Origin of the sequence: Actinacidiphila acididurans, from assembly GCF_016918855.1 — a bacterium.
GTDB classification, from domain to species: domain Bacteria; phylum Actinomycetota; class Actinomycetes; order Streptomycetales; family Streptomycetaceae; genus Actinacidiphila; species Actinacidiphila acididurans.
In genome coordinates this window covers 98,053-117,486 of sequence record NZ_JADKYB010000017.1, presented here as the reverse complement: position 1 = coordinate 117,486, position 19,434 = coordinate 98,053, and the positions used below count along the sequence as shown (strand labels likewise).

15 protein-coding genes and 1 tRNA gene are annotated in these 19,434 nt (G+C 70.7%); 15 read left to right on the top strand and 1 reads right to left on the bottom strand.

The genetic code is table 11. From position 1 onward, the window contains the following. Positions 1 to 50: 50 nt before the first annotated feature. The 5 genes from ITX44_RS28075 (at position 51) to clpX (ending at position 4,903) form a co-directional block, all read left to right on the top strand. A tRNA-Pro gene (locus tag ITX44_RS28075) sits at positions 51 to 127 on the top strand. A 211-nt stretch (positions 128 to 338) separates the two neighbouring features. Next, on the top strand, positions 339 to 1,736 hold the full coding sequence (tig, locus tag ITX44_RS28070; protein ID WP_205360238.1) for a trigger factor: 1,398 nt from the start codon (positions 339 to 341) through the stop codon (positions 1,734 to 1,736). A gap of 333 nt (positions 1,737 to 2,069) precedes the next feature. Further along, positions 2,070 to 2,696, top strand: a complete 627-nt coding sequence (locus ITX44_RS28065; RefSeq protein WP_307795518.1) for an ATP-dependent Clp protease proteolytic subunit — start codon at positions 2,070 to 2,072, stop codon at positions 2,694 to 2,696. A gap of 61 nt (positions 2,697 to 2,757) precedes the next feature. Next, the gene (locus ITX44_RS28060; RefSeq protein WP_236061872.1) at positions 2,758 to 3,432 is read left to right on the top strand and encodes an ATP-dependent Clp protease proteolytic subunit; all 675 of its coding nucleotides are present in this window, start codon (positions 2,758 to 2,760) and stop codon (positions 3,430 to 3,432) included. A 187-nt stretch (positions 3,433 to 3,619) separates the two neighbouring features. Beyond that, positions 3,620 to 4,903: an ATP-dependent Clp protease ATP-binding subunit ClpX gene (gene clpX / locus ITX44_RS28055; protein ID WP_205360236.1), complete on the top strand. Its 1,284-nt coding sequence runs from the start codon at positions 3,620 to 3,622 to the stop codon at positions 4,901 to 4,903. Between the two features lie 105 nt (positions 4,904 to 5,008). Here clpX and ITX44_RS28050 read toward each other — a convergent pair whose 3' ends face one another. Next, positions 5,009 to 6,013 carry a hypothetical protein gene (locus tag ITX44_RS28050; RefSeq protein ID WP_205360234.1) on the bottom strand — a complete coding sequence of 335 codons (1,005 nt, stop codon included), beginning with the start codon at positions 6,011 to 6,013 and terminating at the stop codon, positions 5,009 to 5,011. A gap of 116 nt (positions 6,014 to 6,129) precedes the next feature. Between ITX44_RS28050 and ITX44_RS28045 the strand changes: the two genes are divergently transcribed. The 10 genes from ITX44_RS28045 to ITX44_RS28000 all read left to right on the top strand — a co-directional run bounded on the left by ITX44_RS28045 (position 6,130) and on the right by ITX44_RS28000 (position 19,330). After that, positions 6,130 to 8,766, top strand: coding sequence for a valine--tRNA ligase (locus ITX44_RS28045; RefSeq protein WP_205360233.1), 2,637 nt, complete (start codon positions 6,130 to 6,132; stop codon positions 8,764 to 8,766). Between the two features lie 64 nt (positions 8,767 to 8,830). After that, positions 8,831 to 10,375: a bifunctional tetrahydrofolate synthase/dihydrofolate synthase gene (gene folC / locus ITX44_RS28040; RefSeq protein ID WP_307795517.1), complete on the top strand. Its 1,545-nt coding sequence runs from the start codon at positions 8,831 to 8,833 to the stop codon at positions 10,373 to 10,375. 13 nt (positions 10,376 to 10,388) lie between these two features. Then, a complete protein-coding gene (locus tag ITX44_RS28035) occupies positions 10,389 to 10,724 on the top strand; it encodes a DUF4233 domain-containing protein (protein WP_205360224.1) in 336 nt (111 codons plus the stop codon). 71 nt (positions 10,725 to 10,795) lie between these two features. Beyond that, positions 10,796 to 11,209 (top strand): nucleoside-diphosphate kinase, encoded by a 414-nt coding sequence (gene ndk, locus ITX44_RS28030; RefSeq protein ID WP_205360222.1) that lies wholly within the window; start codon positions 10,796 to 10,798, stop codon positions 11,207 to 11,209. Positions 11,210 to 11,464: 255 nt separating this feature from the next. Next, positions 11,465 to 12,487 carry a rod shape-determining protein gene (locus ITX44_RS28025; protein WP_205360366.1) on the top strand — a complete coding sequence of 341 codons (1,023 nt, stop codon included), beginning with the start codon at positions 11,465 to 11,467 and terminating at the stop codon, positions 12,485 to 12,487. 126 nt (positions 12,488 to 12,613) lie between these two features. After that, complete coding sequence (mreC, locus tag ITX44_RS28020) at positions 12,614 to 13,573, top strand: rod shape-determining protein MreC (RefSeq protein WP_205360220.1); 960 nt, start codon at positions 12,614 to 12,616, stop codon at positions 13,571 to 13,573. 12 nt (positions 13,574 to 13,585) lie between these two features. Further along, positions 13,586 to 14,278: a rod shape-determining protein MreD gene (gene mreD, locus ITX44_RS28015; RefSeq protein WP_205360218.1), complete on the top strand. Its 693-nt coding sequence runs from the start codon at positions 13,586 to 13,588 to the stop codon at positions 14,276 to 14,278. Then, on the top strand, positions 14,275 to 16,503 hold the full coding sequence (gene mrdA / locus ITX44_RS28010; protein WP_205360215.1) for a penicillin-binding protein 2: 2,229 nt from the start codon (positions 14,275 to 14,277) through the stop codon (positions 16,501 to 16,503). The genes mreD and mrdA overlap by 4 nt, the downstream gene beginning before the upstream one ends. Beyond that, positions 16,500 to 17,696 (top strand): rod shape-determining protein RodA, encoded by a 1,197-nt coding sequence (gene rodA / locus ITX44_RS28005; RefSeq protein WP_205360213.1) that lies wholly within the window; start codon positions 16,500 to 16,502, stop codon positions 17,694 to 17,696. Before mrdA ends, rodA begins: the two co-directional genes overlap by 4 nt. A 59-nt stretch (positions 17,697 to 17,755) precedes the next feature. Further along, positions 17,756 to 19,330 (top strand): CYTH and CHAD domain-containing protein, encoded by a 1,575-nt coding sequence (locus ITX44_RS28000; protein WP_205360211.1) that lies wholly within the window; start codon positions 17,756 to 17,758, stop codon positions 19,328 to 19,330. Positions 19,331 to 19,434: the final 104 nt, after the last annotated feature.

The window sequence follows — 19,434 nt, the reverse complement described above, 5'->3', positions numbered from 1 at the left end:
ATACCGGCTGCCCACAGTTGTGGCGGCATGTACTCTACGTGTCGCACCAACGGGGTGTGGCGCAGCTTGGTAGCGCGTCCGCTTTGGGAGCGGAAGGCCGTCGGTTCGAATCCGGCCACCCCGACCAGCACTTCCGCGGCCGGGCCGCGGTGCGGGGGCGGGCCGGCGGACGCGGCCCGCACATGGCCGGCAACGGCCCCTCCGGGCACTGCCCGGCCCGCCCGGGACCCTTGTGCTACGGGTACGATGGCTGGACGGCGTCCGCACGCGCGCAGCCTTGGTACGCCACGCACCGCGGACCGCCACCACCAACGTAAAGCCCCCAAGGAGACCCAACCGTGAAGAGCGCCGTCGAGACTCTGAACCCGACCCGGGTTCGACTCACTGTCGAGGTGCCCTTCGAGGAGCTCAAGCCCAGCCTCGACGCGGCGTACAAGAAGATCAACGACCAGGTCACGGTGCCGGGCTTCCGCAAGGGCAAGATCCCTGCGCGCGTCATCGACCAGCGCTTCGGTCGCGGCGCGGTCCTCGAGGAGGCCATCAACGAAGCGCTGCCGAAGTTCTACACCGAGGCGGTCGAGAGCGGGGAGCTCAACGTCCTCGGCCAGCCGGACGTCGACATCACCGAGTTCAACGACGGCGACGAGCTGAAGTTCACCGCCGAGGTGGACATCCGCCCGACCCTGGAGATCCCGGACTACTCCGGCATCGAGGTCGTCGTGGACGCCGTCGAGGTCGCCGAGGAGGACGTGGACACCTCCCTGGAGCAGCTCCGCGACCGCTTCGCCTCCACCACCCCGGTCGACCGCCCCGCCGCCGAGGGCGACGTCGTGGTCGTCGACCTGGAGGCCTCGGTGGACGGCAAGGTGCTGGACGACGGCATCGCCACCGGCGTCAGCTACACCATCGGCTCCGGCCAGCTCCTGGAAGGCATCGACGAGGCCGTCACCGGCCTGTCCAAGGGCGGCTCCGCCACCTTCACCTCCGAGCTGCGGGGCGGCTCCGCGGCCGGCGTCGCGGCCACCGTCAAGGTCGACGTCTCCGACGTCCAGGCCCGCGAACTGCCCTCCCTGGACGACGAGTTCGCCCAGCTCGCCTCCGAGTTCGACACCCTGGAGGAGCTGCGCGAGGACAGCCGCAAGCGGCTCGCCCGGGTCAAGGCGTACGACCAGGCCACCCAGGCGCAGGAGAAGGTGCTGGACGCCCTGATCGAGCTGGTCGAGGTGCCGATCCCGGAGAAGCTCCTCAAGGACGAGATCGAGACCCGGGTGCACAACCTGGAGCACCACCAGTTCCCGGCCACCGGGCAGACCTGGGAGTCGTTCCTCGAGGGCGAGGGCAAGACCCGCGAGGAGTACGACGCCGAGCTGGAGAACCAGTCGGTCAAGGGCATCAAGACCCAGTTCATCCTGGACGAGCTGGTCAGCAAGGAGAAGCTGTCCGTCAACCAGGAGGAGCTGACCGAGCACCTGGTGCGCCGGGCCGCCTCCTCCGGGATGACCCCCGACCAGTTCGCCCAGGCCGTCGTCGAGGGCGGCCAGGTGCCGATGCTCGTCGGCGAGGTCGCCCGCGGCAAGGCGCTGGCCCTGGTCGTCGAGGCCGCCAAGGTCACCGACACCAACGGTGAGACCGTCGAGCTGGAGGACGAGGAGGACGAGACGGCCGAGACCGTAGACGCCGCCGCCCTCTCCGGCGAAGGCGCGGCCGCCGAGGACGAGCAGCCCGCCGAGCAGTGAGCCGTCACGGGCCCGGACGCCACCCCGCGTCCGGGCCCGTCGCATGTACGGCCACCGGTCGCCCGTACGCCCCCGGGCGGCCCGTGCCGCCCGCGTACGGCCGTACGACCGCCGTGTCCGCCGCGCCGCGCACATCGCCCCACCTCACGCGCGGTCCCGTACCGCTGCGGCGTTGCCCGGGCACGGCCCGGCACCCTGCGCTCACAGCGAACAGTAGGCCGTAGGGGATTGCCCGGCCCCACCTGCGCGTTAGGGTCCGTAAGCAGGAGGGCCCCCGGCCCGAAGACAACTCAGCGGCGGCTGCGGCCGCCCGAACAGCGAGCAGGTGGACACGTGACGACTCCGATGCCTTCCGCCGCCGGCGAGCCGACCATCGGTGGCCTCGGCGACCAGGTCTACAACCGACTGCTCGGCGAGCGGATCATCTTCCTGGGCCAGGCGGTCGACGACGACATCGCCAACCGGATCACCGCGCAGCTCCTGCTGCTCGCGGCCGACCCGGAAAAGGACATCTACCTCTACATCAACAGCCCCGGCGGCTCGGTGACCGCCGGCATGGCCATCTACGACACGATGCAGTTCATCAAGAACGACGTCGTCACGATCGCCATGGGCATGGCCGCATCCATGGGCCAGTTCCTGCTGACCGCGGGCACCCCCGGCAAGCGGTTCGCGCTGCCGAACACCCGCATCCTGATGCACCAGCCCTCCGCGGGACTGGGCGGATCGGCCACCGACATCAAGATCCAGGCCGAGCAGCTTCTGCACACCAAGCGCCGGATGGCCGAGCTGATCGCCGAGCACTCCGGCCAGAGCTTCGAGCAGATCACCAAGGACTCCGACCGCGACCGCTGGTTCTCCGCCGAGGAGGCCCAGGAGTACGGCCTGATCGACGGCGTGATGCTCTCCGCCGTCCACGTCCCGGGCGGTGGCGGCACCGGCGCCGGCAACGGCTCCTGAGCCGCACAGCCCCCCGACTCACTCGAAGCTCCTCATCACCAGGACGGTGGACGTGAACCCCATGAACTTCCCCGGCAGCGGCCTGTACGAGCGCACCCGGGCCGAGCGGCCGGGGCTGCTCGGTGCCGAGGCCCGCTACGTCGTCCCCCGCTTCGTCGAACGGACCTCGCAGGGCATCCGCGAGTACGACCCCTACGCCAAGCTCTTCGAGGAGCGGGTGATCTTCCTCGGGGTCCAGATCGACGACGCCTCCGCCAACGACGTCATGGCGCAGCTGCTGTGCCTGGAGTCGATGGACCCGGACCGGGACATCTCCATCTACATCAACAGCCCCGGCGGCTCCTTCACGGCGCTGACCGCCATCTACGACACCATGCAGTTCGTCAAGCCGGACATCCAGACCGTCTGCATGGGCCAGGCGGCCTCGGCCGCCGCGGTGCTGCTGGCGGCCGGCACCTCCGGCAAGCGCATGGCGCTGCCCAACGCGCGCATCCTGATCCACCAGCCGTACACCGAGACCGGCCGCGGCCAGGTGTCCGACCTGGAGATCGCCGCGAACGAGATCTTCCGGATGCGCCAGCAGCTGGAGGAGATGCTCGCCAAGCACTCCACCACGCCGATCGAGCAGATCCGCGACGACATCGAGCGGGACAAGATCCTCACCGCCGAGGAGTCGCTGGCCTACGGCTTGGTCGACCAGATCGTGTCGACCCGCAAGAGCTCCGTATCGGTCTGAGTGTCGGTCTTACCGACCCGACCGTCCCCGGCCGCGCGTGCGGCCCCCCGGTCCGCCCGCGCGGCGAGTGGACAGGCGAGTACCGCCAAGGGGGGCCCACACGAGGGGCACGGCAAGGTACCGTCGATGAGAGAAGCACCAGGCTCCGTTGAAGGCCGACGGATCCCAGGCGAAGGGGAAACACCTCGTGGCACGCATCGGTGACGGTGGAGACCTGCTGAAGTGCTCGTTCTGCGGGAAGAGCCAGAAGCAGGTGAAGAAGCTCATCGCAGGCCCGGGCGTGTACATCTGCGACGAGTGCATCGACCTCTGCAACGAGATCATCGAGGAGGAACTCGCCGAGTCCTCCGAGGTGCGCTGGGAGGACCTGCCCAAGCCGCGGGAGATCTACGAGTTCCTGGAGAGCTACGTCGTCGGCCAGGAACCGGCCAAGAAGGCGCTCTCGGTGGCGGTGTACAACCACTACAAGCGCGTCCAGGCGGGTGAGAACGGCCGCCCCGGGCACGAGGACTCCATCGAGCTGGCCAAGTCGAACATCCTGCTGCTCGGCCCGACCGGCTCCGGCAAGACCCTGCTGGCCCAGACGCTGGCCCGGATGCTCAACGTACCCTTCGCCATCGCCGACGCCACCGCCCTCACCGAGGCCGGGTACGTCGGCGAGGACGTGGAGAACATCCTGCTGAAGCTGATCCAGGCGGCCGACTACGACGTCAAGAAGGCCGAGACCGGGATCATCTACATCGACGAGATCGACAAGGTCGCCCGCAAGAGCGAGAACCCGTCGATCACCCGGGACGTCTCCGGCGAGGGCGTGCAGCAGGCGCTGCTGAAGATCCTGGAGGGCACCACCGCCTCGGTGCCGCCGCAGGGCGGGCGCAAGCACCCGCACCAGGAGTTCATCCAGATCGACACCACGAACGTGCTGTTCATCGTGGGCGGCGCGTTCGCCGGTCTGGAGAAGATCATCGAGTCCCGGGCGGGCGCCAAGGGCATCGGCTTCGGCGCGACCATCCGCTCCAAGCGCGAGCTGGACATGACCGACCAGTTCTCCGACATCATGCCGGAGGACCTGGTGAAGTTCGGGATGATCCCGGAGTTCATCGGCCGGCTCCCGGTCATCACCAGCGTGCACAACCTGGACCGGGAGGCGCTGCTGCAGATCCTGGTCGAGCCGCGCAACGCGCTGGTCAAGCAGTACCAGAAGCTCTTCGAACTCGACGGCGTGGAGCTGGAGTTCGAGCGCGGCGCGCTGGAGGCCATCGCCGACCAGGCGATCCTGCGGCAGACCGGCGCCCGCGGCCTGCGCGCCATCATGGAGGAGGTCCTCCAGTCGGTGATGTACGAGGTGCCGTCCCGCAAGGACGTGGCCCGCGTGGTCATCACCGCCGACGTGGTGCACTCCAACGTCAACCCCACGCTGGTGCCGCGCGAGCCGCGCATCGTGGGCAAGGGCGAGCAGAAGAGCGCCTGACCGCTCCACGCGGAGGGCAGGAAACCGCGCACGCGGCACATACGCACAAGGGGGCGCCCCGGTCACCGCGACCGGGGCGCCCCCTTGTGCGCGTACCGAAAGGCGTCAGGAGATCTGCACCCGGCTGTCCTTGCGGACCCGGGCGGTCAGGTCGGCCGCCTGGTCCATGCTCTGGCCGCTGCCGCCGGTGGCGATGCTGGCCAGGTCGAAGGACAGGGTGTAGCCGACCGTGCTGTAGTCCGCCCACAGGCACACCGGCGTGGTCAGGACCTTGCCGCTCACCGTGGACTTGGTGGTCTGGCACTCCATGACCGCGTCGTCCATCCCGGCCGGGTGGACCTGCTGCGGGCTGCCGACCAGTTCGGTCTTGTCGCCGCTGCCGTCGGTGGAGGTGTCCTTGGCCGCCTGCTGCTTGAGCTCGGCGAACATGCCGTCCACGACCTTCTTCGGGTCCGCGACCGTGCCGTACACCCCGCTGAAGGTGAGCATCTTGCCGGTGAGCTGGGAGCCGGACGTGTAATTGGCCGCCACCTGCGTCGGGTTGGACACGCCCAGCGCCCTGAGCTTGGCCAGGTCGGTGTCGTCGAACCCGTCGCTGGAACCGGTGCCGTCGTCGGACTTCTTGTACGTGTCGGCGACCGTGGCCGGCGTGGTCAGCTTGTAGTGCTTGCCGTCGTTCGTGATTGCGCTGCCGCCGCTGTTCCCGCTGCCCTTGGTGACGAAGAAGACGCCCGCGCCCACCGCGACCAGCGCGACCACCGCGCCGACGATGATCCCGGTGCGCTTGCCGCCGCCTTGTGGGGCCTGCGGCTGCTGGTAGCCGTAGGGCTGCTGCGGCGGGACCTGGCCGTACGGCGGCTGGCCGTAGGGCTGCTGCGGCGGGGCCTGCGGGGGTGCCTGCTGGGGGTAGCCGTACGCCGGCCGGCCCGCCGGCGGCGCGGCCGGCGCCCCGTACCCGGGCTGCGGCTGGCCGTATCCCCCCTGGTAGCCGCCCTGGCCGTAGCCCGGCTCGGCCGGCTGGCCGTAACCGCCCGGCTGGGGCGGCTGCCCGTAACCGCCGGGCGGCGGCTGCTGCCCGTACGGGTTCGGTGGCGGCTGGTTGTAACTCATGAGCTTCGTCCCCTCCGTTAACGAGTCCGCCCATCCTTGCGGATCCGGGCGGGCCCACGACCGCGGGGGTGCAACTGATTCGTAACAGCTCCGTCCGCACCCGTAGAATTCATCGCGTGACCGAGAACACTCAGCAGGGCCCCGCACGCGGGCCGCAGGACAGCACCCCCGCACTGCCGACCACGTACGCGCCGGCCGAGGTAGAGGGGGCGCTGTACGAGCGCTGGGTGGAGCGCGGCTATTTCGAGGCCGACGCCAAGAGCGACAAGCCGCCGTACACCATCGTCATCCCGCCGCCGAACGTCACGGGCAGCCTCCACCTCGGGCACGCCTTCGAGCACACGCTCATCGACGCGCTGACCCGCCGCAAGCGGATGCAGGGCTACGAGACGCTGTGGCAGCCCGGCATGGACCACGCGGGCATCGCCACCCAGAACGTGGTCGAGCGCGAGCTGGGCAAGGAGGGCAAGTCCCGCCACGACATGGGCCGCGAGGCGTTCGTCGAGCGGGTCTGGCAGTGGAAGAACGAGTCCGGCGGCCAGATCTCCGGCCAGATGCGCCGCCTCGGTGACGGCGTCGCCTGGTCCCGGGAGCGCTTCACCTTCGACGAGGGCCTGTCGAAGTCCGTCCAGACCATCTTCAAGCGGCTCTACGACGACGAGCTGATCTACCGCGCCGAGCGGATCATCAACTGGTGCCCGCGCTGCCTCACCGCCATCTCCGACATCGAGGTGGAGTACGAGGAGGACGACGGCGAGCTGGTCTCGATCCGGTACGGCGAGGGCGCGGACAGCGTCGTCGTCGCCACCACCCGGGCCGAGACGATGCTCGGTGACACCGCGGTCGCCGTCCACCCCGACGACGAGCGGTACCGGCACCTGGTCGGCCGCACCATCAAGCTGCCGCTGACCGAGCGGTCCATCCCCATCGTCGCCGACTCCCATGTCGACCCCGAGTTCGGCACCGGCGCGGTCAAGGTCACCCCGGCCCACGACCCGAACGACTTCGAGATCGGGCAGCGGCACGGCCTGCCGGCCATCACCGTGATGGACGAGCACGCGGTGATCACCACGCACGGCCCGTTCCAGGGCCTGGACCGGTTCGAGGCCCGCTCGGCCATCGTCGCCGCGCTGCGCGCCGAGGGCCGGATCGTCTCCGAGGTCCGCCCGTACCGCCACTCGGTCGGCCACTGCTCGCGCTGCAAGACCACCATCGAGCCGCGGCTGTCGATGCAGTGGTGGGTCAAGGTCGCGCCGCTGGCCAAGGCCGCCGGCGACGCGGTCCGCGACGGACGGGTCACCATCCACCCGCAGGAGATGGAGAAGCGGTACTTCGACTGGGTCGACAACATGCACGACTGGTGCATCTCGCGCCAGTTGTGGTGGGGTCACCGGGTCCCGGTCTGGTACGGCCCGAACGGCGAGCAGATCTGCCTCGGTCCGGACGACGAGCCCCCCGCCGGCGAGGGCTGGACCCAGGACCCCGACGTCCTGGACACCTGGTTCTCCTCGGCGCTGTGGCCCTTCTCCACCCTGGGCTGGCCCGAGCCGACCGAGTCGCTGGCCAAGTTCTATCCCAACTCCGTCATGCTCACCGGCTACGACATCCTGTTCTTCTGGGTCGTCCGGATGATGATGTTCGGCCTGTACGCGATGGACGGCCAGGTGCCGTTCGGCACCATCGCCCTGCACGGCATGGTCCGCGACCAGTTCGGCAAGAAGATGTCCAAGTCCTTCGGCAACGCGGTCAATCCGCTGGACTGGATGGACAAGTACGGCTCCGACGCGCTGCGCTTCACCCTGGCACGCGGCGCCAACCCGGGCGTCGACGTGCCGATCGGCGAGGACTGGGTCCAGGGGTCGCGCAACTTCGCCAACAAGATCTGGAACGCCACCCGGTTCGCGCTGATGAACGGCGCCACGGTGGCGGGCCCGCTGCCCGCCCCCGAGCAGCTGTCGGCCACCGACCGGTGGATCCTGTCCCGGCTGAACTCGGTCGTCGCCGAGGTCGACGCCTACTACGACGACTTCCAGTTCGCCCGGCTCAGCGACACCCTGTTCCACTTCGCCTGGGACGAGGTCTTCGACTGGTACGTCGAGCTGTCCAAGACCACCTTCACCGGCGGCGGCGAGGCGGCCCGGGTCTCCGGCCGCGTCCTCGGCGAGGTCCTGGACGTCGTGCTGCGGCTGCTGCACCCGGTGATCCCGTTCGTCACCGAGACGCTGTGGACCACCCTGACCGGAGCCGAGTCCGTGGTGATCGCCGACTGGCCGGCCGACAGCGGCTTCCGCGACCCGGCCGCCGAGGCGGAGATCGCCGAGGTCCAGCGAGTGGTCACCGAGGTCCGCCGGTTCCGCAGCGACCAGGGACTGCAGCCCGGCCAGCGGGTCCCGGCCCGGCTCACCCTGGGCGGCACCCTGCTGGCCCCGCACGAGGAGGCCATCCGGCAGCTCCTGCGGCTCCAGCCGGCCGCCGAGGACTTCCACGCCACCGCGACCCTGCCGGTGGCCGGCGCCACCGTGGAGCTGGACCTGTCCGGCGCCATCGACGTCGTCGCCGAGCGCAAGCGGCTGGCCAAGGACCTCGCGGCCGCCGAGAAGGAGAAGGACCAGGCGGAGCGCAAGCTCGGCAACGAGGGCTTCCTCGCCAAGGCGCCCGAGCAGGTGGTCGCGGGCATCCGCACCCGCCTGGCGGCCGCCGAGTCCGACATCGCGCGGATCACCGCGCAGCTCGCGGCCCTGCCGCAGGGCTGACACCGCACCCGCCGCGACGGGCCCGGGCCGATCGGCCCGGGCCCGCATCCGTAGACTGGACGCCGTGAGCAACCCCACCGGCGACGAGCCGTACGAGCCGGACTTCGCGCAGGACCACGAGCCGGGCCCGGCGGACGACGACACGCAGGACGAGCCCCGCACGCCGCGCGAGGCCGACATGGCGGTCATCGAGGCCGGCAGCCGTACCCTGCGCGCCCAGGTCTCCGCGCCCTCCCCGGAGGACGACGTGCCGGGCCGCCCGGCCGACCCCGCGGTGGACCGCGAGCTGCGCGCGGTGGAGGAGGAACTGCTCGGCCGCTGGCCGGAGACCAAACTCGACCCGTCGCTGGACCGGATCGCCGCGCTGATGGACATCCTCGGCGAACCGCAGCGCGCCTACCCGTCGATCCACATCACCGGCACCAACGGCAAGACCAGCACCGCCCGGATGATCGAGCGGCTGCTGCTCGCCTTCGAGCTGCGCACCGGCCGCTACACCAGCCCGCACGTGCAGTCCGTCACCGAGCGGATCAGCCTGGACGGCACCCCGATCGCCGCCGAGCGGTTCATCGAGATCTACCGGGACATCACCCCGTACGTGACCATGGTGGACGAGTCCCGGCCGCACCGGCTGTCCTTCTTCGAGGTGCTGACCGGCATGGCGTTCGCCGCCTTCGCCGACGCGCCGGTGGACGTCGCCGTGGTCGAGGTCGGCATGGGCGGCAGCTGGGACGCCACCAACGTGGTGGACGGGCAGGTGGCCGTGGTCACCCCGATCTCGCTGGACCACACCGAACGCCTCGGCCCGACGCCGGGCGACATCGCGGTGGAGAAGGCCGGCATCATCAAGCCGGACGCCACCGTGGTGCTCGCCCAGCAGCCCGCGGACGCCGCCAAGGTGCTGCTCAAGCACGCCGCGCAGACCGACGCCACCGTGGTCCGCGAGGGCGAGGACTTCGGCGTGGTGCACCGCGAACTGGGTGTCGGCGGTCAACTGCTCACCCTGCGCGGCCTGGCCGGGGAGTACGAGCAGATCTTCCTGCCGCTGCACGGCGAGCACCAGGCGCGCAACGCGGCGGTCGCGCTCACCGCGGTCGAGGCGTTCTTCGGCATCGGCCGCATGCACCTGCGCACCCTCGACGCGGACACCGTGCGGCAGGCGTTCGCCTCGGTGACCTCCCCGGGCCGGATGGAGGTGGTCCGCCGCAGCCCCACCGTGGTGCTGGACGCGGCCCACAACCCGGGCGGCGCGCAGGTCACCGCGGCCGCCGTCAGCGAGGTGTTCGGTTTCACCCATTTGGTCGGTGTGGTGGGACCGAGCAGCGACAAGGACGTACGCGGGCTGCTGGAGGCGTTCGAGCCGGTGTTCGCCGAGGTCGTGGTCACCCGCAACTCGACCGCGCGGGCGATGGACGTGGACGATCTCGCGGCGCTGGCCGTCGAGGTGTTCGGCGAGGACCGGGTGCAGGTCGAGCCGCGGCTGGACGACGCCCTGGAGGCGGCGATCACGCTCGCCGAGGACGAGGGCGAGTACGCGGGGGCCGGTGTGCTGGTCACCGGCTCGGTCATCACCGTGGGAGAGGCCCGGCTGCTGCTGGGCCGCAAGTGAAGGGACGCCTCCGGTGCGCACGTTGTGTTCCACCACGCTGATCAGCGAGTTCTTCGTCATCGGGTTCGCCGGGCTGGTGGCCATGAAGCACCCCGACCTCTCCCAGGCCCAGGTGTGGTCGGTGTGCGGGGCCGCGATGGCGGTGTGCGTCCTGCTGTGCGGGGTGCTCAGCCGGCGCGGCGCGGTCGCGGTGGGCTGGGTGCTCCAGGCGGCCCTGGTGGTCAGCGGCTTCGTGATCGGTACGATGTTCTTCCTCGGCGTGGTCTTCGCGGCGCTGTGGTGGGCGTCGGTCCACTTCGGCCGCAAGGTCGACGCGATCCGGGCCCGTAACTCCGCCTCGGCGGCTTGACGGCGCGGGCGGCCTTGTAGGCTCATGGCACATCCGCCCGTCATATTTGCTCATGCCTCAGGAGCCGTACCGTGTCCCAGCGCACCCTCGTCCTTCTCAAGCCGGACGCCGTTCGCCGCGGCCTGATCGGCGAACTGATCGGCCGTATCGAGCACAAGGCGGGCTGGACGATCAGCGCCCTGGAACTGCGCACCCTGGAACGGCCGGTCCTGGAGCAGCACTACGCCGAGCACGTCGGACGCCCGTTCTACGAGCCGCTGATGGAGTTCATGTCGGCCGGTCCCTCGGTCGCCATGGTGGTCGAGGGCGAGCGGGTGATCGAGGGAGTACGCGCCCTGGCGGGCCCCACCGACCCGATCGCCGCGCCCGCCGGTACCATCCGGGGTGACTACGGCACCATCACCCGGGAGAATCTGATTCACGCCTCGGACTCGGCGGAATCCGCCGAGCGGGAAATCAAGATCTTCTTCCCCGGCCTGGCCTGACCGGGGCCCGAACAGGGCCTGATCACGGCATGTCCGGGCGCGGATCATCCCCATTGATCCGGGGAATGTCCGGGGGCATATGACGAGGTCGATCGGGAACCATTCACCCCGACACGGCGTCACCATTACAGAGGTCCGCTGTGTGTTCTGATGACAATGACGTCGGAACCCGACCGCCGCGCCCGGCCGGGCGCGACTACGATGGAATCTCCGCTCACGCTCGGGAAGGCCAGACGTATCCACATGGCGAACAACATGTCGTTCATCGGCCGTGACATGGCTGTCGACCTCGGGACCGCCAACACGCTGGTGTACGTCAGGGGCCGCGGGATCGTCCTCAACGAGCCGTCGGTGGTGGCGGTCAACACCAACACCGGCGGCATCCTGGCGGTCGGTGCCGAGGCGAAGAAGATGATCGGCCGCACCCCCGGCAACATCGTCGCGGTGCGCCCGCTGAAGGACGGCGTCATCGCCGACTTCGAGATCACCGAGCGCATGCTGCGCTACTTCATCCTCAAGGTGCACAAGCGCCGTTACCTGGCCCGGCCGCGCGTGGTCATCTGCGTCCCCTCCGGCATCACCGGCGTCGAGCGGCGCGCGGTCATCGAGGCGTCCACCCAGGCCGGCGCCCGTACCGTGCACATCATCGAGGAGCCCATGGCGGCGGCGATCGGCGCCGGCCTGCCGGTCCACGAGGCCACCGGCAACATGGTCGTGGACATCGGCGGCGGCACCACCGAGGTCGCGGTGATCAGCCTGGGCGGCATCGTCACCGCGCAGTCCATCCGGGTGGCCGGCGACGAGCTGGACAACGCGATCATCCAGCACATCAAGAAGGAGTACAGCCTGCTGCTCGGCGAGCGCACCGCCGAGCAGATCAAGCTGACCATCGGTTCGGCCTTCGCCTCGAAGGCCGACGAGGAGCACACCGAGATCCGCGGCCGCGACCTGGTCAGCGGACTGCCCAAGACCGTGGTGATCTCGGCCGCCGAAGTGCGCAAGGCCATCGAGGAACCCGTCAACAGCATTGTCGACGCGGTGAAGACCACCCTGGACAAATGCCCGCCGGAGCTGTCCGGCGACATCATGGACCGCGGCATCGTGCTGGCCGGCGGCGGCGCCCTGCTCACCGGCCTGGACGAGCGGCTGCGGCACGAGACGGGCATGCCCATCCACATCGCCGAGTCGCCGCTGGACTGCGTGGCGCTCGGCGCGGGCAAGTGCGTCGAGGAGTTCGAGGCGCTGCAGCAGGTCCTCGACGCGGCGCCGCGCAGATGACCGCGCGGACCACGACGGCCCGGTCCATCTGATCCGGCGTCGGCACCGGATCACCGCACACTGGCACCGACCGGCCGCGGCCCGAAGCGGCGGCGGGTCCGATGAGGAAGGCACGGACTGGCGCCCGTGAGGGACACACGAGAGAGCCGGCTTCTGCTGGTGCTGCTGGTGGTGATCGCGTTCGCGCTGATCACCGTGGACATCCGGGGTGGTGAGAACTCACCCCTCGACGGCCCGCGCCAGGCGGCCCAGTCCGTCTTCGGCCCGGTCGAGAACGGTGTCTCCCACGCGGTGGACCCGGTGGGCAACGCCTTCTCCGCGATCCGCGACTCCGACGGGAAGGCCGCCACGGTCCGCCGTCTGGAGCGCGAGAACCTGGCGCTCAAGCAGCAGCTCGGCAGCAAGGACACCACCCGCGCCCGGGCCGCGGAACTCGACCAGTTGCTGCGCACCGCCGGCGCCGGTCAGTACACCATCAAGGGCGCGCAGGTCATCGGGATCGGCGCGGCCCAGGGCTTCTCCTGGACCGTCACGATAGACGCGGGCAGCAACGACGGCATCACCCGCGACATGACGGTCATCAACGGCCAGGGCCTGGTCGGCCGGGTCACCACCGTCGGCCCGTCCACCGCCACCGTGCTGCTCGCCAACGACCCGGACTTCACCGTCGGCACCCGGCTGGAGGGCTCGCAGGAACTCGGCTTCGCCACCGGCCAGGGCGAGAACCCGATGCGGGTGCAACTGCTCAACGGCAAGGCCTCGGTGCACAAGGGCGACCGGATGGTCACCTTCGGCTCGGAGGCCGGCAAGCCCTTCGTGGCCGGCGTCCCGGTCGGCACGGTGGTCGGCGTCGAGCCGTCCGCGGGCAACCTGACCAAGACCGTGCTGGTGCAGCCGTTCGTCGGGTTCACCCGGCTGGACATCGTCGGCGTGGTCGTGGTCGGCCCGCGCAGCAACCCGCGGGACGGTGTGCTGCCGCCGCGGCCGACCACCGCGCCGCCCGCCAGGCCCACGGCCAAGGCGACCCCCAAGACTCCGACGACGCCCGGCGGCACCGCGACCCCGAGCACCACCGCCACCCCCTAGGACGGCCCACCCATGCGCCTCAACCGGATCGTGCTCTCCGCCTTCCTGGTGGTGATCGCCATGGTTGTCCAGGTCAGCGTGCTGGCCCGGCTGCACCTGCCCGGTGCCGTGCCCGACCTGCTGCTGCTCACCGTGCTGGGCCTGGCCCTCACCTACGGCCATGTCGGCGGCAGCCTGGTCGGCTTCTCCGCCGGCCTGCTCGCCGACCTCGCCCCGCCGGCCGACCACGCGGTGGGCCGGTACGCGCTGGTGCTGTGCGTGGTCGGATACGCCGCCGGGCTGGCCAAGCCCGAGTCGGGCCAACTGCGCACCGCCGTCGGGCCCATGCTGGTGGTCATCGGCGCGGCCGTCACCACCACCTTGCTGTACGCGGGGGTCGGCAGCCTGGTCGGCGACACCGCCGGCGCCCATGTGGGCGTGGTCAAGCTGCTGTTCACCGCGACCGTCTACGACCTGCTGCTCGCGCCCTTCGTGGTCCCGGTGGTGATGGCCCTGGCCCGCCGCTTCGACCACGACCCGATCACCGAGGACGCCTCCGGCGGCTTCGGCACCCGGAACCGTTCGCGCGGCGGCCCGCGGATGGGCCTGCGCCCCGGCGTGCGGCCCGGGACCCGTACCGGGATCAGCCCGCAGCGCGGCCTGTTCGGCCGGGCCGGAAAGATCGCCAAGACCACGTCGATGGCCAGGGGAGGGGTGCGCCGGTGAGCAACATCCCGGACACCGGACGGAACACACGGATCACCATCCGGCTGGTGATCCTCCAGGTCATCGTCGTGTCGCTGCTGCTCACCCTGGGCGGCCGGCTGTGGTACCTGCAGATCCGCAACGGGCAGCAGTACCAGCAGAAGGCGGCCAGCAACAACACCCAGCAAGTGGTCACCCCGTCCGTGCGCGGCTCGATAGTGGACGACCGCGGTGTGCCGCTGGCCGACAACGAGACCCGGCTGGTGGTCTCGGCCAGCCGTACCGACCTGCTCAAGCAGGCCGACGACGGGCAGGCCGTGCTCACCCGGCTGGCGGGCGTGCTCGGCATGAAGCCCCAGGACGTGATGGACAAGGTCCGGCTGTGCGACGCGCAGACCCCCCGGCCCTGCTGGAACGGTTCGCCCTACCAGCCGATCCCGATCACCGACGCGGCCACCACCCAGCAGGCCCTGCAGATCATGGAGCGCCGCGAGGACTTCCCCGGCATCACCGCCGAACCCACCGCGGTGCGCCGGTACGCGTCCCCGAACCAGGCCAACGCCGCCCAGGTGCTCGGCTACCTCGGCCCGGTCACCGACCAGGAGGTCGCGGACTCGGCGAAGACCAGCAACCCGCTGCTGCGTTCGGACCAGATCGGCCGCTCCGGCCTGGAGAGCGCCTACGACGAGCAGTTGCGCGGCAAGGCGGGCGTGACCCGCTACGAGGTGGACAACCTCGGCCGGGTGATCGGCAAGGCCGGCGACACCCCCGCGGTGCCCGGCGACACTCTGGTCACCAGCCTCGACTCGCGGGTCCAGGCGGTCGCCGAGCGCGAGCTGGACACCGCCATGAAGGAAGCCCGCCAGACCTACGACACGATCACCCACGAGAACTACAAGGCCGACTCGGGCGCGGTGGTGGTGATGGACAACCACAGCGGCCGGATCATCGCCATGGCCAGCGCCCCGACCTACAACCCGAACGTGTGGGTGGGCGGCATCTCCGCCAAGGACTACAAGGCGCTCACCGACGCCAAGTCCAACTATCCGCTGCTCAACCGGGCCATCCAGGGCCAGTCCGCGCCCGGCTCCACCTTCAAGGTGGTCTCCACCTCCGCCGCGGTCAACGCCGGGTACGACATCAACGGGGCCTACCCGTGCACCCAGTCGATGACCATCGGCGACCGGGTGTTCAAGAACTTCGAGGGCGAGTCCTTCGGCGACATCTCGCTGGAGCGCGCCCTGGAGGTCTCCTGCGACACCGTCTTCTACGGCATCTCCTACGACCAGTGGCAGAAGGACGGCGGCACCGACCCCAAGCACCCCAAGGACTGGTTCTACAAGACCGCCCACCAGTTCGGGCTCGGTGCCAAGACCGGCGTCGACCTGCCCGGTGAGGTCACCGGCCGGGTCCCGGACCGGCAGTGGAAGAAGGACTTCTGGGACGCCAACAAGAACTACTGGTGCGCCACGGCCAAGGCCCACAAGAAGGACAAGAACCCGCCGCTGGGCATCGCCATCGCCATAGAGAACTGCCCGGACGGCTACGTGCTGCGCGCCGGTGACTCGGTCAACTACGCGATCGGCCAGGGCGACACGCTGGTCACCCCGGTCCAGATGGCCCGTGTGTACGCGGCGCTGGCCAACGGCGGCACCCTGTACGAGCCGACCCTCGGCAAGGCGGTGGTCAGCCCCGACGGCAAGACCATCACCCCGATCAAGCCCAAGGTCACCGGCCACCTGCCGGACACCCCGAAGACCCTCGCGTACATCAACAAGGCGCTGGCCGGCGTGATCACCGACGGTACCGCCGCCTGGAAGTTCGGCGGCTGGCCGCAGGACAAGATCCCGCTGCACGCCAAGACCGGTACCGCCGAGGTCGCCGGCAAGCAGACCACGTCGTGGCTGGACACGTACACCAAGGACTACACGGTCGTGATGACCATCTCCCAGGCCGGTACCGGTTCCGGCGGTGCGGGTACCGCCATCCGGCGGATCTACGAGGCGATGTACGGGATCACCCCGGACACCCCGCAGATCGACCCGAAGAAGGGCCTCATGCCGACCCCGGTCGCCACGCTGCCCAAGGTCAACCCCGACGGGGTGGTCGTGCCCGCCTCCTACGACGTACCGCTGCTCGTGTCGCCCACCGGCTCGCACACCGCGGATGCAGGCGGGCCGGTCCCGGCCGCGCTCACCCCGACACGTACCGAACGGCTGCTCTACGGCAGGAAGTACGCGGCATGAGCGCGCACACGTATTCCATCCGCCGGTTCACCCCGGAGCGGTCCACGCTCGGCAAGCTGTTCGCGCGGGACTCGGTGGTGCGCCGGATGGACTGGCTGCTGCTGTTCGCCGTCGCGCTGCTGTGCGGCATCGGCACCCTGCTGGTCTACTCCGCGACCCGCAACCGCACCAACCTCACCCACGGCGACCACTACTACTTCCTGATCCGGCACCTGATGAACGCCGGGATCGGCCTGGCCCTGGCGATAGGCGCCATGGTCATAGGGCACCGCAGGATGCGCGGCCTGGTGCCGTTCCTCTACGCCTTCTCGATCCTGGGCATCCTGGCGGTGCTCAGCCCGCTGGGCTCGACCGTCAACGGCGCCCACTCCTGGATCGTGATCGGCGGCGGCTTCTCGATCCAGCCCTCGGAGTTCGTGAAGGTCGCCATCATCCTGGGCATGGCCATGGTGCTGTCGGCCCGGGTGGACGCGGGTGACCAGAAGCACCCGGACCACCGCACGGTGCTCCAGGCGCTGGGGATCGCGGTCCTGCCCATCCTGATCATCATGCTGATGCCGGACCTCGGCTCGATCATGGTGCTGGCCTCGATCATCCTCGGGGTGCTGCTCGCCTCCGGCTCCTCCAAGCGCTGGGTGGTCGGCCTGATCTTCGCCGGCATCGCCGGATCGCTGCTGGTCTGGAAGCTCGGCGTGCTCAGCAAGTACCAGGTCGACCGGTTCGCGGCGTTCGCCAACCCCGCCCTGGATCCCTCCGGTGTCGGTTACAACACCAGCCAGGCCCGTATCGCCATCGGCTCCGGCGGCCTGCTCGGCAAGGGCCTGTTCCACGGCACCCAGACCACCGGCCAGTTCGTGCCCGAGCAGCAGACCGACTTCGTCTTCTCGGTGGCCGGCGAGGAACTCGGCTTCGTCGGGGCGGCCTTCATCATCCTGCTGGTCGGCGTCGTCCTGTGGCGCGCCTGCGCGATCGCCCGCCAGGCCACCGACCTGTACGGCACGATCGTCGCCGCCGGGGTGGTCGCCTGGTTCGCCTTCCAGTCCTTCGAGAACATCGGCATGACGCTCGGCATCATGCCGGTCGCGGGTATTCCCTTGCCCTTTGTCTCCTACGGCGGATCATCGATGTTCGCCAATTTCGTGGCCATAGGACTGCTGCAGTCGGTGAAGATGCAACGGCCGATGTCGGCGTAGCGGAACCTGTCCCGCCGAACGGCATTGCCTCGCGGGGGCGGTGCGATTAGGTTCCACCCATGGGCACCCGGGTCCGCGAGACGGAACGGAAGTACGAGGCCGCGAGCGACGGCCGGGGCCGGGTACGGCCCGCTCCGGCCGATCTCGCGGACCTGCCCGAGGTCGCCGCGACCCGCGAGCCCGCGCCGGTCCGGCTGGACGCGGTGTACTTCGACACCCCCGCCCTCGCCCTCGCCGCGCACCGCCGGACCCTGCGCCGGCGCACCGGCGGTGACGACGAGGGCTGGCACCTGAAACTGCCCGCCGCCGAGGCGGACACCCGCACCGAGGTGCGCGCCCCGCTCGGCCCGGCCGAGGGCGCGCCGCCGCGGGAACTGCGCACCGAGGTCGCCGCGGTGGTCCGCGGCCGTCCGCTGGCCCCCGTGGCGCGGCTGCGCACCGAGCGCCGCCGGGTGCTGCTGCTGGCCGGGGACGGGCGGACCCTCGCCGAGATCGCGTACGACAAGGTGACCGCGTCGGTGCCGGCCGCGGACGCCGACGCCCGGGACACGGCGGGAGCCGTCGGCCCCGGGCACAAGGACACCGGCGCCTGGATCGAGGCGGACAGCTGGACCGAGGTCGAGGTGGAACTCGCCGAGGGCACACCGGACCTGCTGGACGCCGTGGAGGAACGCTTCGTCGCCGCCGGCCTGCGCCGCTCCCGGTCCGGCTCCAAGCTCGCCCGGGCACTCGGCGACGACCGCCCGCCGGTACCGCCGCCGCCCCCCGACCCGGTCGTCACCGCCGGCCAGGTCCCCCTGGGCTACCTGTACGCCCAGCTCACCGCGATCCTCGCGCTCGACCCGGCCGTGCGCCGCGACGAGGAGGACGCCGTGCACCGGATGCGGGTGGCCACCCGCCGGGCCCGCAGCGCCATGAAGAGCTTCCGCCGCGAACTGGACCGCGAGGTCACCGACCCGATCGGCGCCGAGCTGAAGTGGCTCGCCGCGGTCCTCGGCGGCGCCCGGGACCGCGAGGTGCTCGCCGAACGACTGGGCGCGCGACTGGCCGAGCTGGGAGGCGGGCAGGCCGGCCCGGACGTGCGCCGCCGCCTGCTCGACCCGGGCGACCACCGCGCCGCGCACGCCGCCGTCGTGGCCGAACTCGACGGCTCCCGCTATTTCGCGCTGCTCGACGCCCTCGAAGCGCTGCTGGCCGCGCCGCCCTACCGCCGCCGGGCCGCCGGGCCCGCGGCCGAGGCCGCCGCCGCGACCGTACGCCGGGACCACGCGCGGCTGCGGCACGCCGTCGAGGCCGCCCTCGCCCTGCCGCCCGGCCAGGACCGGGACGTGGCGCTGCACGAGGCACGCAAGGACGCCAAGCGGGCCCGTTACTCCAGTGAGGCCGCGCGCATCGTGCTCGGCGGCAGGGCAGCGGCCCACACCGCCCGAATGAAGGGCGTGCAGCAACTCCTCGGCGAGCACCAGGACAGCGTGATGTGCCGGGTCGCCGTCGCCGAGGCCCGCCGGCAGGCCCGCGCGGCCGGCGAGGACACCGCGCCGTACAAGGCCCTCCGGCGCAGGGAACGGGAGATCGCCGCCGACATCGAGGCCCGGCTGCCGGGGGAGTGGCGGGCGGCGGACCGTCCGCTCTGAGCGGCGCCGCCTCGGTCCCGGCGGTGCGCGGCCCGGTCCCGGCGGTGCGGGCCCACCTGCGGGCGGCCGTGACCGTCATCCGGCTCGGGTAGTGTGGGGTGATT